At 70.4% G+C, this 15,441-nt stretch carries 11 protein-coding genes and 1 tRNA gene; 5 read left to right on the plus strand and 7 right to left on the minus strand.

Annotated elements, in window-relative coordinates:
* Positions 1-80: 80 nt before the first annotated feature.
* A complete protein-coding gene (locus AB8M85_RS08955) occupies positions 81-1,163 on the minus strand; it encodes a zinc-binding dehydrogenase (protein ID WP_372698430.1) in 1,083 nt (360 codons plus the stop codon).
* Positions 1,164-1,244: 81 nt separating this feature from the next.
* Positions 1,245-1,991, minus strand: coding sequence for a TetR/AcrR family transcriptional regulator (locus tag AB8M85_RS08960; protein ID WP_372698431.1), 747 nt, complete (start codon positions 1,989-1,991; stop codon positions 1,245-1,247).
* Between the two features lie 184 nt (positions 1,992-2,175).
* Between AB8M85_RS08960 and AB8M85_RS08965 the strand changes: the two genes are divergently transcribed.
* Genes AB8M85_RS08965 through AB8M85_RS08975 form a run of 3 tightly spaced genes read left to right on the plus strand, consistent with a single transcriptional unit; the run spans position 2,176 to position 5,818 of the window.
* Positions 2,176-3,186 carry a nitrilase-related carbon-nitrogen hydrolase gene (locus tag AB8M85_RS08965; RefSeq protein WP_372698432.1) on the plus strand — a complete coding sequence of 337 codons (1,011 nt, stop codon included), beginning with the start codon at positions 2,176-2,178 and terminating at the stop codon, positions 3,184-3,186.
* The gene (locus AB8M85_RS08970) at positions 3,183-4,253 is read left to right on the plus strand and encodes an agmatine/peptidylarginine deiminase (RefSeq protein ID WP_372698433.1); all 1,071 of its coding nucleotides are present in this window, start codon (positions 3,183-3,185) and stop codon (positions 4,251-4,253) included. The genes AB8M85_RS08965 and AB8M85_RS08970 overlap by 4 nt, the downstream gene beginning before the upstream one ends.
* Positions 4,250-5,818, plus strand: a complete 1,569-nt coding sequence (locus AB8M85_RS08975; RefSeq protein WP_372698434.1) for an APC family permease — start codon at positions 4,250-4,252, stop codon at positions 5,816-5,818. The genes AB8M85_RS08970 and AB8M85_RS08975 overlap by 4 nt, the downstream gene beginning before the upstream one ends.
* Positions 5,819-5,922: 104 nt before the next feature.
* On the opposite strand, the gene sucD is transcribed toward AB8M85_RS08975, so the two are convergent.
* From sucD to pcrA, 3 genes are all read right to left on the minus strand, one after another.
* Complete coding sequence (gene sucD / locus AB8M85_RS08980) at positions 5,923-6,843, minus strand: succinate--CoA ligase subunit alpha (RefSeq protein ID WP_372698435.1); 921 nt, start codon at positions 6,841-6,843, stop codon at positions 5,923-5,925.
* A gap of 19 nt (positions 6,844-6,862) precedes the next feature.
* Positions 6,863-8,029 carry an ADP-forming succinate--CoA ligase subunit beta gene (gene sucC / locus AB8M85_RS08985; RefSeq protein WP_372698436.1) on the minus strand — a complete coding sequence of 389 codons (1,167 nt, stop codon included), beginning with the start codon at positions 8,027-8,029 and terminating at the stop codon, positions 6,863-6,865.
* A 230-nt stretch (positions 8,030-8,259) separates the two neighbouring features.
* On the minus strand, positions 8,260-10,680 hold the full coding sequence (pcrA, locus tag AB8M85_RS08990) for a DNA helicase PcrA (RefSeq protein ID WP_372698437.1): 2,421 nt from the start codon (positions 10,678-10,680) through the stop codon (positions 8,260-8,262).
* 75 nt (positions 10,681-10,755) lie between these two features.
* Between pcrA and AB8M85_RS08995 the strand changes: the two genes are divergently transcribed.
* Positions 10,756-11,472, plus strand: a complete 717-nt coding sequence (locus AB8M85_RS08995; protein WP_372698438.1) for a hypothetical protein — start codon at positions 10,756-10,758, stop codon at positions 11,470-11,472.
* Positions 11,473-11,592: 120 nt separating this feature from the next.
* Positions 11,593-11,666 (plus strand) — tRNA-Arg (locus AB8M85_RS09000).
* Positions 11,667-12,068: 402 nt separating this feature from the next.
* On the opposite strand, the gene AB8M85_RS09005 is transcribed toward AB8M85_RS09000, so the two are convergent.
* Positions 12,069-13,298, minus strand: coding sequence for an ROK family protein (locus AB8M85_RS09005; RefSeq protein ID WP_372698439.1), 1,230 nt, complete (start codon positions 13,296-13,298; stop codon positions 12,069-12,071).
* Between the two features lie 192 nt (positions 13,299-13,490).
* On the minus strand, positions 13,491-15,386 hold the full coding sequence (locus tag AB8M85_RS09010; protein WP_372698440.1) for an ABC transporter ATP-binding protein: 1,896 nt from the start codon (positions 15,384-15,386) through the stop codon (positions 13,491-13,493).
* Between the last annotated feature and the right edge of the window lie 55 nt (positions 15,387-15,441).

Raw genomic sequence — 15,441 nt, forward strand, 5'->3', positions numbered from 1 at the left:
GGCGGAGCGCTGGCGGCCGCCGGAACCGCCTGCGGTCGCCAGCGGCCACCCGGGCCCGCCCAGGGGCGGCTGCCCCGGCATCAGCCGGCGGCTGGTGCTTCCCGGCCTCCTGGAATGAGCATGACCTTGGTGGAACGGCGTTCGTCCATGGCGCGGTAGGCCTCGGGCGCGTCCTCCAACGGCATCACCGCATCGAAGACCAGGCCCGGGTTGATGGCCCCCGACAGGACGTCGTCGAGCAGCTCGGGGATGTATTCGCGGGTCGGTGCGGCCCCGCCGGAGACGGTGATGTTCCGGGAAAAGAGCACCCCGATGGGCAGTTCGGCCCCTCCGGCCGGCACGCCGACGAATCCCAGGGCGCCGCCGGCGCGGATGCACCGCAAGGCCTGGTCCATCGATTCGGCGGTCCCCACGCATTCGAGCACGGAATCCGCCAACACGCCGCCCAGCAGCTCGGAGACGCGGGCGGCGGCCTCCTTGCCGCGCTCCGCCACGATGTCGGTGGCCCCGAGGGCGCGGGCGATGGCAGCGCGGTCCTCGTGCCGCGACATCGCGATGATCCGCGTGGCCCCGAGACGCTTGGCGGCCAGTACCGCGCACAGCCCGACGGCTCCGTCGCCGACGACCACCACGGTGCGGCCCGGCCCGACCTGTGCCCCGAGGGCGGCGTGGTGGCCGGTTCCCATCACGTCGGAGAGGGAGAGCAGGCTCTTGAGCAGCCCCTCGTCGGGCTCGCTGATGCCCGGGACGACGACGAGGGTTCCGTCGGCGTTGGGGACGCGGACCGCCTCTCCCTGGCCGCCCTCGACGGCCAGGCCCTGTTCGTCCTGTCCGCCCCAGATGGCGCGGTGCCGGCAGGCGACGGTGATCCCGTTGCGGCAGTCCGGGCATGTCCCGCAGCTGTTCGCCCAGGGGGCGATGACGAAGTCGCCGGGCGAAAGCGTGGTGACATCGGATCCGACCTCGGTCACCGTGCCGACGAACTCGTGGCCGATGGGGTGCGGTTCCCCGGTGTCGCGGACGCCGCGGTACGGCCAGAGATCCGAGCCGCAGACGCAGGCGGCGGCGACCCGGACGACGGCATCGGTCGGGTGCTGGATGGCCGGGTCGGGCCGGTCCTCGACGCGGATGTCGTAGGGGGCGTGGATCATCGTGGCGCGCATGCTGCTGCTCCTGCGGGTGTAGTGACGGTGGATGTCGGTGGATGACGAGGGGGTGGGCCGGACGGCGCCCGGGCCACTTCCCTAGCCTAGGACCTGCGGCCGGGGTGGTGCGCCGTTGTCGTCGGCGCGGGTGGCCTGGGCTGAGAAGCCCTCGAGGATGAGGTCCAGGCCCTCCAGGAAGGTCCGCCGGGCGCGGTCCGGCTCGTCCAGGCCGGCGGCGAGGGCCTCGGCGAACTCCCCGCTGGCCGCCTCGTCCGCTTCCCAGACGACGGCGGGGGCTGCCGCGTCCAGGGCCGAGCCCAGGATGAAGGAGTCCAGGATGGTCACCGCGCGCAGCCGGGCCGCGGGGGCGAACCCACCGGCGGCCAGGGCGCGGGCCATGGCGTCGTAGACCCGCAGCGTCGTGGCGTCGCGCACCGTGTAGGCGGTCAGCAGCGGGATGAGCCTGGGGTGCCGGGCGTAGGAGTCCAGGTAGCCGATGGCGATGGCGCGCAACGTGGAGCGCCAGTCCGGATCCACAGCGGCCGGCGGCGCATCGCCGTCGTGCAGGATTCCGCCGTCGTGCAGGATCCCGGCGTCGTGCGGGATTCCGGCGTCGTGCGGGGGTTCCGGCGGTGGTGCGGGCAGGCGGACGGCGGACATGGCCTGCCCGCGCATGAGCTCGACGATGTCGGCCTTGGAGCCGATGTGGTTGTAGAGCGAGGACGGGCTGACGTGCAGGGCCCTGGCCAGGTCCGGGATGGTGAACTCGCCCGAGCGGTCCACGAGGCGCAGGGCGGCCGACGCGATCACCGTCCGGCTCAGCTTCGGCGTGCTGGGGCGTGCCAATCGTCCTCCGTGGGGGTGGCGGGGCGGGGCGCCGCGCTGGGCTGCGGCCCGGTGTCCCCTCGAGTATCGCACTCCCGCGCCGAAACGAATCAAATTCGTTAAACCCCTTGCGGCCGGCATGTGACGCGGTTCATACTAAACGAACGCCATTCATATAGAACTTGCAGACTTCCAGGAGCCCACCATGCTCGAGATCACCGCCACGACACCCCTGCCCCCGCCCTGCCGGACCGAGGCCCCCGAACGCGGCACCGTCCGCGTGGGACTGGTCCAGCACCGCTGGCAGGCCGACCCCGCTGCCCTGCGCGCCGAACTCGACGAGGGCATCGGCCGGGCCGCCGGCCACGGTGCCGCCGTCGTCTTCCTGCCGGAGCTGACGCTCTCGCGCTACCCCGCCGACGCCCGGCCCGGGGGCGTGCCGGCAGACGCGGCCGAGGACCTCGAGTCCGGGCCGACATTCGCCTTCGCCGCCGAGGCCGCCCGCCGGCACGGCACCAGCGTGCACGCCTCGCTCTACCAGCGCGCCGACGCCGGCGACGGGCTGGGGCTGAACACCGCGATCCTCGTCGGACCCGACGGCACCCTGCAGGCCGCCACGCACAAGCTGCACATCCCGGTCACCGCCGGCTACCACGAGGACCTCTACTTCCGGCCCGGACCGGCGGCCGACCCGTATCCGGTGCACGCCCCGGCCGGGCTCGGCGGGCTGCGCGTGGGCCTGCCGACGTGCTGGGACGAATGGTTCCCGGAGGTCGCGCGCAGCTACGCCCTGGCCGGGGCCGACCTGCTGGCCTACCCCACCGCGATCGGCTCCGAACCCGACCACCCCGGGTTCGACACCGAGCCGCTGTGGCGGCAGGTCATCACCGGGCACGCCATCGCCAACGGCCTGTTCATGGTCGCCCCGAACCGGTACGGCGACGAGGGATCGCTGCAGTTCTACGGGTCCTCGTTCATCTGCGACCCGTACGGCCGCGTCCTGGCCCGGGCGCCGCGCGATGCCTCCGCGGTGCTGGTCGCCGACCTGGACCTGGACCTGCGCCGCGACTGGCTCACGCTCTTCCCGTTCCTGCGCACCCGCCGCCCGGACACCTACGGGGCCCTGACCGCCCCGGTCCTGGGCACCCCGCTCGGCGACGCCGCCCCCGAGGCCCCCACCCCGCTCGCCGCAGCGACCGCGGGAGGCCGGCCATGAGCTGGACGATGCCCGCCGAGACCTCCGCGCAGGACCGCGTCTGGATGGCCTTCCCCTCCTCCGGGTACACGCTGGGCGAGACCGAGACCGACGCCGAGGCCGCGCGCGCCTGCTGGGCCGCCGTCGCCCGGGCCACCGCCCGCTTCGCCCCCGTCACCCTGGTCGTGGACCCCTCCTCCCGCGAGGCCGCCCGGCGCCACCTCGGCAACGCCGGCAACCATTCCACCGGCAACCATTCCGCCGGCCACGGTGTCGACCTGGTGGAACTGCCCCTGGACGACGCGTGGATGCGCGACATCGGCCCCACCTTCGTGCACGACGACGACGGGGGCCTCGCCGCCGTCGACTGGGTCTTCAACGGGTGGGGGCAGCAGGACTGGGCCAACTGGGAGCACGACGCCCGCATCGCCGGGGCCGTGGCCTCCCTGGCCGGCGTCCCCCGGATCGCCTCGTCGCTGGTCAACGAGGGCGGCGGCTTCCACGTCGACGGCATCGGCACCGCGCTGGCCACCGAGACCGTCCAGCTGGACCCGTACCGCAACCCCGGCGCCACCAAGGCCGACGTCGAGGCCGAGTTCTCCCGCCTGCTCGGCGTCGGGAAGGTCATCTGGCTGCCCCGCGGCCTGGCCCGGGACAACGGCGAATTCGGCACCCGCGGCCACGTGGACATCGTCGCCACGTTCCCCGAACCCGGCGTCGTGCTCTACCACGACCAGCGCGACCCCTCCCACCCCGACCACGCCCTGAGCGCCGAGCTCGCCGGGCTCTTCGCCGCCGCCACCGACGCCGCCGGCCACCCCCTGCGCGCGGTCCCCGTCCCGGCACCGGCCACCCTGCACGACGACGAGGGCTGGGTCGACTACAGCTACCTGAACCACCTGGTCGTCAACGGCGGCGTCATCGCCTGCACCTTCGCGGACCGGCACGACGACGAGGCCCTGGCGGTCCTCTCCGCCGCCTACCCCGGCCGGGAGGTCGTCGGCGTCGACGCCCGCGAGCTCTTCGCCCGTGGCGGCGGCATCCACTGCATCACCCAGCAACAGCCAACGCCCCGGAGGCAGCCATGACCCTCAAGACCACAGCATCCGCGGCCACGGCGCCGCAGTCCGGCCCAAGCGGCACCGGCCCAAGCGGCACCGGCCCCAGCGGCACCGGGACCTCGTCCAAGGGCCTGGCGGCCAGCCAGATCGGGCTGGGGCCCGCCATCCTCATCGGCGTCTCGACCATCGCCCCGGCCTACGTGCTGACCTCCTCGCTGGGCCCGACGGTGCAGGCCATCGGCCCGTACCTGCCGGCGATCTTCATCGTCGGGTTCATCCCCATGTTCCTGGTCGCGTTGGGCTACCGGGAGCTGAACACCGACACCCCCGACAGCGGCACGACGTTCACCTGGGTCTCGAAGGCCTTCGGCCCGAGGATCGGCTGGATGGGCGGCTGGGGGCTGCTGGCGGCGAACATCATCGTGCTCTCGAACCTGGCCGGGGTCGCCGTCGACTTCTTCTACCTGCTGCTGGCCCAGGCGACCGGCCGGCCGGAACTGGCCGCCCTGGCCCAGAACGTCCCGGTGAACATCGCCACCTGCCTGGTGTTCGTCGGCCTGGCGGCCTGGGTCTCCTGCCGGGGCCTGCACACCACCCGGACCGTGCAGTTCCTGCTGGTGGGCTTCCAGGTCGTCGTCCTGGCCTGGTTCGTCGTCGCCGGGATCTCGAAGGCCTCCGCGCAGCCGGGGCACCTGGCGTTCAGCTGGGACTGGTTCAACCCGCTGCAGATCAGCTCGTTCTCGGCCTTCGCCGTCGGGCTGAGCCTGTCGATCTTCGCCTTCTGGGGCTGGGACGTGTGCCTGACCATGAACGAGGAGACCCGCAACGGCGGCAAGACCTCGGGGCTGGCGGCCGGCTTCACGGCCGTGGTGGTCCTGGCGATCTACCTGCTCGGCTCGATCGCCGTGGTGATGTTCGCCGGGACCGGGGAAGCGGGCACCGGGCTGGGCAACCCGGACAATGCCGAGAACGTCTTCGCGGCCCTGGCCTCCCCGGTGATGGGGCCCTTCGCGATCCTGCTCTCGCTCTCGGTGCTCTCCAGCTGCGCGGCCTCCCTGCAGTCGACCATGATCTCCCCGGCCCGCTCGCTGCTGGCCATGGGCCACCACGGGGCGCTCTCGCCGCGCTTCGCCCGGATCAGCCCGCGGTCCTACTCCCCCGTGTTCGCGACCATCTTCGCCGGCGGCGTCTCCACGGCGTTCTACGCGCTGATGCGGGTCCTGTCCACCAACGTCCTGAACGACACGATCCTGGCGCTGGGCATGATGATCTGCTTCTACTACGGGCTGACCGCGGTGGCCTGCGTCTGGTATTTCCGCCGCACCGCCTTCGCCTCGCTGCGCAACTTCGCCTTCCGCTTCCTGGCCCCACTGCTGGGCGGGATCGCGCTGACGGCGGTGTTCCTGCAGACGGCGTTCGACAGCTGGGACCCCTCCTACGGATCGGGCTCGGAGGTCTTCGGCGTCGGGCTGGTCTTCGTGGTCGGCGTGGGGATCCTGGCGGTGGGCCTGCTGCTGCTCACCGGCGCCCGCAGGCGCCATCCGCGGTACTTCACCGGGGAATCGCTGCCGGTCTCGGCCCCGGAGCGGTGACCGCGTAGGACGACGACGGCGCCCACCTCCCGCTGGGGAGGTGGGCGCCGTCGTCGTCCTGGTGCCCTCGACCCGGAGGACCGGGCCGGGGACGCGGCCAACTGCTAGAGGTTGGAGGCCTCGACGTGCTCCGGGTAGACCTCGCGCAGCAGGTGCGCGGTCTCCGACGGGGTCTTGCCGACCTTCACGCCAGCGGCCTCGAGGGCCTCCTTCTTGGCCTGCGCGGTGCCCGAGGAGCCGGAGACGATGGCGCCCGCGTGGCCCATGGTCTTGCCCTCCGGGGCGGTGAAGCCCGCAACGTAGCCGACGACCGGCTTGGTGACGTTGGCCTTGATGTACTCGGCCGCACGCTCCTCGGCGTCACCGCCGATTTCGCCGATCATGACGATCGCCTTGGTATCCGGGTCGGCCTCGAAGGCGGCCAGCGCATCGATGTGCGTGGTGCCGATGACCGGGTCGCCGCCGATGCCGATGGCGGTGGAGAAGCCCAGGTCGCGCAGTTCGTACATCATCTGGTAGGTCAGGGTGCCGGACTTGGAGACCAGTCCGACGCCGCCCTTGCCGGTGATGTTGGCCGGGGTGATGCCGACCAGCGACTCACCCGGGGTGATGATGCCGGGGCAGTTCGGGCCAATGATGCGGGTGACCTGGTTGCCGTTGGCGTCGACCTTGGACTGGGCCAGGGCCCAGAACTCGGCGGCGTCCTGCACGGGCACGCCTTCGGTGATGACCACGACGAGGCCGATGCCGGCCTCAATGGCCTCCACGACGGCGTCCTTGGTGAACTTCGGCGGGACGAAGACGATCGAGACGTCGGCGCCGGTTTCGGAGATCGCCTCGGAGACGGCGCCGAAGACCGGCAGGGTCTTCTCGCCGTGGGTGACGGTGGTGCCGGCCTTGCGGGCGTTGACGCCGCCGACGACCTGGGTGCCGGCCGCGAGCATGCGGGCGGTGTGCTTGGAGCCCTCGCCGCCGGTGATGCCCTGGACGATGACCTTGGAGTCCTTGTTGATGAAGATTGACATGTTTTCTTTCCCCTGGTCCTTAGGCGTTCGCCAGTTCGGCGGCCTTGTCGGCGCCTTCGTCCATGGTGGTGGACAGCGTCACGAGCGGGTGGTTGGCGTCGGCCAGGATCTTGCGGCCTTCGTCGACGTTGTTGCCGTCGAGGCGGACGACGAGCGGCTTGGTGGCCTTCTCGCCGAGCATTTCCAGGGCCTTCACGATGCCGTTGGCGACCGCGTCGCAGGCGGTGATGCCGCCGAAGACGTTCACGAACACGGACTTGACCTGCTCGTCGTTCAGGATGACGTCCAGGCCGGCGGCCATGACCTCGGCCGAGGCGCCACCGCCGATGTCCAGGAAGTTGGCGGGCTTGACGTTGCCGTGCTTCTCGCCGGCGTAGGCGACGACGTCCAGGGTGGACATGACCAGCCCGGCGCCGTTGCCGATGATGCCGACCTGGCCGTCGAGCTTGACGTAGTTCAGGCCGGCGGCCTTGGCCTTGGCCTCGAGCGGATCGGCCGCGCCCTTGTCCTCGAGCTCCTCGTGCTCGGGGTGGCGGACCTCGGAGGCGTTCTCGTCCAGGGAGACCTTGCCGTCGAGGGCAATGATCTCGCCGGCGCCGGTGCGCACCAGCGGGTTGACCTCGACCAGGGTGGCGTCTTCCTTCACGAAGACGTCCCAGAGCTTGATGATGGCGGCGGCGACGTCGGCGCGCAGCTCGGCGGCGAAGCCGGCCTCGGCGACGATCTCGTCGGCCTTGGCCTGGTCGATTCCCACGGCGGGATCGACGGCAACCTTGGCCAGGGCGTCGGGACGCTCGACAGCGAGTTCCTCGATTTCCATGCCGCCCTCGACGGAGCACATGGCCAGGTAGTTGCGGTTGGCGCGGTCCAGCAGGACAGAGAAGTAGAACTCCTCAGCGATGTCGGCGCCCTGGGCGATCATCACCTTGTTGACCGTGTGGCCCTTGATGTCCATCCCGAGGATGTCGGTGGCGTACTGGAAAGCCTCATCGGCGGTCTTGGCGACCTTGACGCCGCCGGCCTTGCCGCGACCTCCGACCTTGACCTGGGCTTTGACCACGACAACTCCGCCGATCTTCTCGGCGGCAGCCTTGGCTTCTTCAGGGGTGTACGCAACGATGCCGGCAAGCACGGGGACACCGTGCTGCTCGAACAGATCGCGCGCCTGGTATTCATACAGGTCCACAGGTGTGTCCTTCTACGTCGAAGTCGTTTCTGACTCGGAGCGCCGGCACATGATGGCCCGATGGCTCCACAGGGAACTTTAGCCCCTGGGCGATTGATGCCCTGCCTAGGCTATCGCTTTCGTGAGCAAGAGCACAGTTCTACGACCAGTAGACGAATAGCTGCGTCATTCCGGGGTTTTGGCGGTCGGACCGGCCCCTCGCGGGCCCGCGGACACGCCCTCGACGGCCGCTATTCGAGCTTGCTCAGGGGCGCGTAACGCAGCAGCAGGCGCTTCTCCTCGGCTGCGAACTTGACCTTCGCGACGGTCTTGTCCCCGGCGCCCTCGAGGGCCAGCACGACGCCCTCGCCGAAGGTGGTGTGCGCGACCTTCTCCCCCACCGAGAGCTGGATGACCTCCTTCTGCGGCTGGACGCGTCCGGCGGCGCGGGCCGTCGGGGCGGTCCGCAGGGAACCGGATTCGGCATCCCCCGACCGGCGCCCGGCCCCACCGACCCCCGAGCCCCAGTAGGACCCGTTGTCGTAGCGGCTGGTGGCGAAATCCCGGGTGCCCCCGAACGTGCCGGGGGCCGAACGCACGGCACCTTCGCGTTTCCACTCGAGCAACGGCGCCGGGATCTCCTCCAGGAACTGGCTCGCCGGATTGTACTGCGACTGGCCCCAGAGGCTGCGGTACTCGGCGCGCGTGACATACAACCGCCGTCGTGCACGGGTCAGGCCCACATAGGCGAGCCGGCGCTCCTCGGCGAGCTCCTTGGGGTCGGCCATCGAGCGCTGGTGCGGGAAGATCCCGTGCTCCATGCCGGTCAGGAAGACGACCGGGAACTCCAGGCCCTTGGCAGTGTGCAGGGTCATCAGCGTGACCACGCCCTCCTGCTCGGCCATCTGGGCGCCCTCCTCGTCGGTGGGTGCCGCGGGGATCGAGTCCGCATCGGCGACCAGGGAGACCTGCTCGAGGAAGTCCCCCAGGGTGCCCTCGGGGTTGTCGCGCTCGTAGTCGCGGACGACGGCGACCAGTTCCGCCAGGTTCTCCACCCGGGACTCGTCCTGCGGGTCCTCCGACTTGCGCAGCATCTCCAGGTAGCCGGTCTGCTCCAGGACGGCCTCGACGGCGGCGGCGGGGCCGGAGCCCTGGGCGACGACGGAGAGGTCGTCGATGATCTTCACGAAGCCGGCCACGGCCTTCGCGCTGCGCGTGGCCAGTCCGGGGGCCTCGTCGGCGCGGCGCAGCGCTGTCATGAAGCTGATGCGCTCCTTCTGGCCCAGGGCGGCGACGGCGTACTCGGCGCGGTCGCCGATCCCCCGCTTGGGCTCGTTGATGATCCGGCGGACGTTGACGTCGTCCTCCTCGTTGGCCAGCACCCGCAGGTAGGCCAGGGCGTCCTTGATCTCCTTGCGGTCGTAGAACCGCGTGCCGCCGACGACCTTGTACTTCAGGTCCACGCGCATCAGCTGCTCCTCGAGGGAGCGGGACTGGGCGTTGGTGCGGTAGAACACGGCGACGTCGCCGGGCCGGATGCCCTCGTCGTCGTTCAGGCGCAGGATCTCGTCGGCGATCCAGCGGGCCTCGTCCTGCTCGGACTCCCCGACGTAGCCGATGATCTTCGCCCCGTCGCCCTCGGCGGTCCACAGCCGCTTCTCCGGCCGGTCCTCGTTGCGCGAGATCACCGCGTTGGCGGCGTTGAGGATGGTCTGGGTGGAGCGGTAGTTCTGCTCCAGCTTGATGGTGTCCGCGTCCGGGTAGTCCTTGCCGAACTCGACGATGTTGCGGATGTCGGCGCCGCGGAAGGCGTAGATCGACTGGTCCGAGTCGCCCACGACCGTCAGTTCCCCGCCGGGGGTCTGCCCGTCGGGACCGGTGAGTTCGCGCACCAGCGAGTACTGGGCGTGGTTGGTGTCCTGGTACTCGTCGACCAGCACGTGCCGGAAGCGCCGCCGATAGTTGTCCGCGATGGCCGGGAAGGCCCGGAAAATGTTCACGACCTGCCCGATGAGGTCATCGAAGTCCATGGCGTTGGCCTGGCGCAGGCGCTGGGTGTAGCCGCGGTAGACCTCGGCGACGGCGGCGGCGAACGGGTCGTTCAGGTTCGCGGTGGCGGCGTAGTCCTCGTCGTCCACCAGCTCGTTCTTCAACGCCGAGATGCGGTGCTGCATCGCCTTGGGGGCGAATTTCTTCGGGTCCAGGTCCAGGCCCTTGGCCACCAGGGTGACCAGGCGCAGCGAATCGGCCGAGTCGTAGATCGAGAAGTTGGATTTCAGCCCCACGTGGGTCGCCTCGCGGCGCAGGATCTTCACGCAGGAGGAGTGGAACGTGGAGATCCACATCTTCTGCGCCGATTCCCCCACCAGGGCGCCGATGCGTTCGCGCATCTCGGCTGCTGCCTTGTTGGTGAAGGTGATCGCCAGGATCTCGTGCGGGCGGGCCCGGCCGGTGGCCAGCAGGTAGGCGATGCGGTGCGAGAGCACCCGGGTCTTGCCCGAACCGGCGCCCGCGACGATCAGCAGCGGGCTGCCGGCGTGCTTGACCGCGCGCTCCTGTTCCGGGTTCAGGCCCTCGAGCAGCTCGGCGGCATTCGGCACCGAGGCGGCACCGGCGTCGTCCGCAGTCAGGCGCGAGCGCGCCTCGGAAAAGTCGTCGAAGAGAAAATCCATGGTGCCTCCAGTCTACGTTCGGAGCGCTTCGGTGTGGTTTCGGTGCCCGCAGGCCCCGGCGGCATAATGGGCAGCATGTCCAAGAAGCCCGCGCAACGCCGCAAGAAGCCCCGCAACCGCCCGAACCAGCAGCCTGGCGCGGGAACGCCGGCGGCCCGCGGCACCGGCGCCGCAGCTCCCCGGCGTGCCACGGGCCCGGCCCCGCGGCCGGGCAGTGCGCTGGCCAACACGACGACGGGCCGCACTCCCGAGCAGGCCCAGGGCAACGGGAACCTGATCCTCTGGGCGGGGTTCGGTGCCGTCGTGCTCTTGTTCTGGTACTACCATCTGCTGGTGCTGAACCAGATGACGGACCTCTCCGGCGGACTGGCGATGCCGGACCAGCTCATCGGCGGCTACGACGCGGGGCACATCGACGCGCTACGCCAGGCGATGGATGACGACGCACGGGGCCAGCTGCGGTACGTGCACAAGACCGCCGGCACGTTGTTCCCGCTCTTCACCGCGCTGCTGTCGATGCTCGTCATCGGGCTGCACGTGCGCCACCGCCCGGCGCGATGGGCGCTCTGGGCGCTGCCGCTGGCGTTCGCCATCACGGACCTGTGGGACAACGCCCTCATCGACGGACTGCTGGCGGCCCCGGCCGATGCCCCTGCGGTGGCCCTGGCCTCGGGGCTGACCGTGGCCAGCTGGATCCTGCTCTTCGCCACCGCGGCGGTGGTCATCGTCGTCGCCGTCGCGGCGTTCGTGCGCACGTTCCGGCAGAAGTGGGGCGAGGCCGGACTCTCCTGACGGGCCGGTCTCCTGGCGCTGTCCCGACGGGCGCGGCCGGCAGTGGGCTGGTTTTCGGCGCGCGGCGCAACTGCCGCTAGGATGGGTGCTGTTCGTCCGGGTCGCAGATCCGGAACGTCGGCCCCTGTAGCTCAGTCGGATAGAGCGACCCTCTCCTAAAGGGTAGGCCATCGGTTCGATTCCGGTCAGGGGCACCCAGGCAGCGCATCCGCCCCGGCATACCCCCGGTTCCGGCGCACACGCCCCCACAGATGCGGTACGGGGGGGGGTTAAGTAATTGGGGCCGACTGGCCTATCGCTGATGGCTCCCTTTAATGCATCAACAATCCCAGTCGGCACCCATGCCAGCGCCACTCCCCTTGACCGCCAACCTGCCGTTCCCCCACCGGGCACGGAAGCCTTTGAGACTCGCAGTTCCGCTCCGATGGGCAGTTTGGTGGCCGCAACGCCGACACCCATATCTAATTCCACTGGAGTTAGATTGTCAACTCGTTCGCCATTCCGGGACGCATTCCGTTGCGTGCCGTCATCGGCGGCCCCCAGCGGGACCACGCGTTGGGCCGACGGGACGTGTAGGAGTGTGTTGTGGCAGCTGCTCAGCGCAGCAGCAGGACGCTCGCCTTCGGGGACAAGCTGGCATCCAACACGGCGCAGCCGCCGCCGATGGCGGCGACCTCGGGGCCGAGGGCGGAATCGACGACGTCGATCCCGTGGACGTCCTTGGCGCTGAACCGGTCGTTGATGACCTCCGCGGCATCGACGGCGACGTGGCGGCGGATGTGCTCCCAGTACGGGCCGCCATAGACGACCTTGTCCACGTCCAGGACGTTGGCCAGCTGCCCGACCATGTCGGCGGTGCGGCGGGCAAAGTCCCGCAGGAGCCCGATGGCCGCGGCATCGTCCTGGTCCGCCAGCTCGACCAGCCGGCCCATGCCCGCGGCACGTTCGGCCACGCCGGCGTTCTCGGCGATCCCGAGGTCCAGTCCGGCATCGGCGGCCTTGCGCGCGATGTTCTCGAACGAGGTCGCCCCGGCCAGGCAGTCACTCCGTCCGCAGGAGCACATGATGGTCTCCTCGCCCACCGAGAAGTGGCCGATTTCCCCGGCGTTGTTGCTTACGCCGCGGATGATCTCCCCGTTGACCACCATCCCGACGCCGATCCCGGCGCCGACGTAGACGAACACGAAGTTCTGCTTGTCGTCCTCGTTCGAGCCGTTCCAGACCTCGGCAATGCTCGCCGCGATCGTATCCTTCTCCAGGATGACATTCAGGCCCAGCTTCTCGGCCAGCGGCTTGACGACCTCGACCTTGGTCCAGCCGTCGAGCAACGGCGGGCCCGTGACGTGCCCGCCATCGGTGTCCATGGGACCGGGAACCACGACGCCCACGCCCATCACGTTGCCCCGGGGCTGGCCGGAAGCGCTGATCAGTTCCTCGACGGCCTCGGCCATCTGCGACACCGTGGCTTCGGGGTCCTCGACGGACGGGGTGAGGTAGCGCTTCGATTCGACGACTTCCCCGCGCAGGTTCAGCATCACCTGCGTGATGCTGGCCGGGTCGAGGTGGATGCCGATGGCGAGTTGGCGGTTCGCCTCGAGTTCGAGCACGGTGCGGGGCTTGCCCGGACCGGAGACGATGGTGCGGTCCTCACGGACGAGCCCCTCGTCGAGCAGCCGACGGACGACATTGGAGATCGTCTGCGGGGACAGGCCGGTGGATTCGGCCAATTCGACGCGGCTGACGCCGTCGAGGGCACGCCGGATCGATTCAAAGATCACTGCCTGGTTGAAATCGCCTAGCCGCCCGAGGTTGGTGCCGCGCTGCATTTAATCTCCAGATCGTTTGTGGCAACAAGTAAGGGTGCCCGAACGCGCAACCCCAACTGCACATCGCACCCGGATACGCCCCAGTGGGCGCATGGTCTTTGATTCTACATATCGTTTGCGTCACAGCCTCCCAGCAAGCCAACGGCGCGTTGCCCGGAGCGGTGATGTGCCGTTGGCACCGATCCCCCGGCCCTATCGATCGGCGGAATCACTGCCGGATTCGCCAGGCCCGGTAGTGGCGAACTGCGTGCGGTACAGCTGGGCATACCGCCCGTCGGCGGCGAGCAGTTCGGCATGGGTGCCGCGTTCGACGATCCTGCCGTCCTCGACGACCAGGATCGCATCGGCGGTGCGGACCGTGGAGAGTCGGTGGGCGATGACGACGGCGGTGCGGCCGGCCAGTGCCTCGGCCAGGGCCGCCTGCACCGCGGCCTCGCTGGTCGAATCCAGCGCCGCAGTGGCCTCGTCGAGCACGACGACGCGCGGGGCGGCCAGCAGGAGGCGGGCGATGGTCAGGCGTTGGCGCTCCCCGCCGGAGAGCCGGTACCCGCGTTCGCCGACCATCGTCTCGAGCCCGTCGGGCAGGGAACGCACCAGGTGCTCCAGGCGCGCCCGGCGCAGGGCGTGCCACAGCGCGCCATCGGTCGCCTCGGGGGCGGCCAGGCGCAGGTTCGCGCCCAACGTATCGTGGAAGAGATGCCCGTCCTGGGTCACCATGCCCAGCGTCTCGCGCACGGAGGCCATCCGCGCGTCGCGCAGGTCGAGCCCGGAGAACTCCACGGCGCCCTCGTCGACGTCGTACAACCGGGCCAGCAGCTGGGCGATGGTCGACTTGCCCGCCCCGGAGGACCCGACCAGCGCATACGTCTGCCCGGCCGGGACCTCGAAGTCGATGCCGTGCAGGACTTCCTGGCCACCGCGGGTGTCGAGCACGCTGACCTCCTCGAGGGAGGCCAGGGAGACCTTGTCGGCGCTGGGGTAGCCGAAGTGCACGTTGCGGAAGCGCACGGTCACCGGACCGGCCGGCACGTCCACGGCGTCCGGCTTCTCGGTCAGCAGCGGCTTGAGGTCCAGGATCTCGAAGACCCGGTCGAAGGAGACCAGCGCGCTCATAACCTCGACCCGGGCGTTGGCCAGCCCGGTCAGCGGCGCGTAGAGCCGGGTCAGCAGCAGGGCCAGGGTGACGACGTCGCCGGCCTCCAGCTGCCCGGACAGCGCGAACGTCCCGCCCAGGCCGTAGACCAGTGCCAGCGCCAGGGCGGCGACCAGGGTCAGGGCGGTGACGAAGGTGAATTGGCGCATGGCCGTCTTGACCCCGATGTCGCGCACCCGGGCGGCGCGGTGGGCGAAGGCCTGCACCTCGGCCTCGGGGCGGCCGAACAACTTGACCAGGGTGGCGCCGGGGGCGGAGAACCGCTCGGTCATCTGGCTGCCCATCTCCGCGTTGTACTCCGCGGCCTCCCGCCGCAGGCGCGCGAGCGTTGAGCCCATCCTGCGGGCGGGGACCAGGAAGACCGGGAGCATGAGCACCGCGAGCACGGTCAGCTGCCAGGAGGTCCCGAGCATGACGGCCGCGGTGAGCACCAGGGCGACGAAATTGCTCACCACGCCGGAGAGCGTGCCGGAAAAGGCCTGCTGGGCGCCGATGACGTCGTTGTTCAGCCGGCTGACCAGTGCGCCGGTGCGGGTGCGGGTGAAGAAGGCGATCGGCATCTTTTGGACGTGTTCGAACACCGCAGTGCGCAGGTCGTAGATGACCTGCTCCCCCAGGCCCGAGGACAACCAGCGGTTCCACCACGAGACCCCGGCCTCGGCGAGCGCCACGGCGGCGATCAGCAGGGCCAGGGCCACGACCGCGGACCGCGGGCCCCCGTCGACGATGGCGTCGATGACCCGGCCGGCCAGCACCGGGGTGGCCACGGCCAGGACCGCGGCGATGACCGACAGGACGACGAACAGCGCCAGCCGCCCGCCATAGCCGCGGGCGAACCCGATGACACGGCGCACGGTCCCGGGGGCGAACTGCCGCCCCGCGTGCCCGGAGGACATCCTCCACAGGGAGTTCCAGGCGGCCTGGTCCATGCTCACGGCGGGGTGCCTCCTTCGTCGTCGTCCGGCACCGTGCCGATCCGCGCCCCCATGC

It is taken from the genome of Arthrobacter sp. JSM 101049 (genome assembly GCF_041679245.1).
Lineage (GTDB): Bacteria > Actinomycetota > Actinomycetes > Actinomycetales > Micrococcaceae > Arthrobacter_H.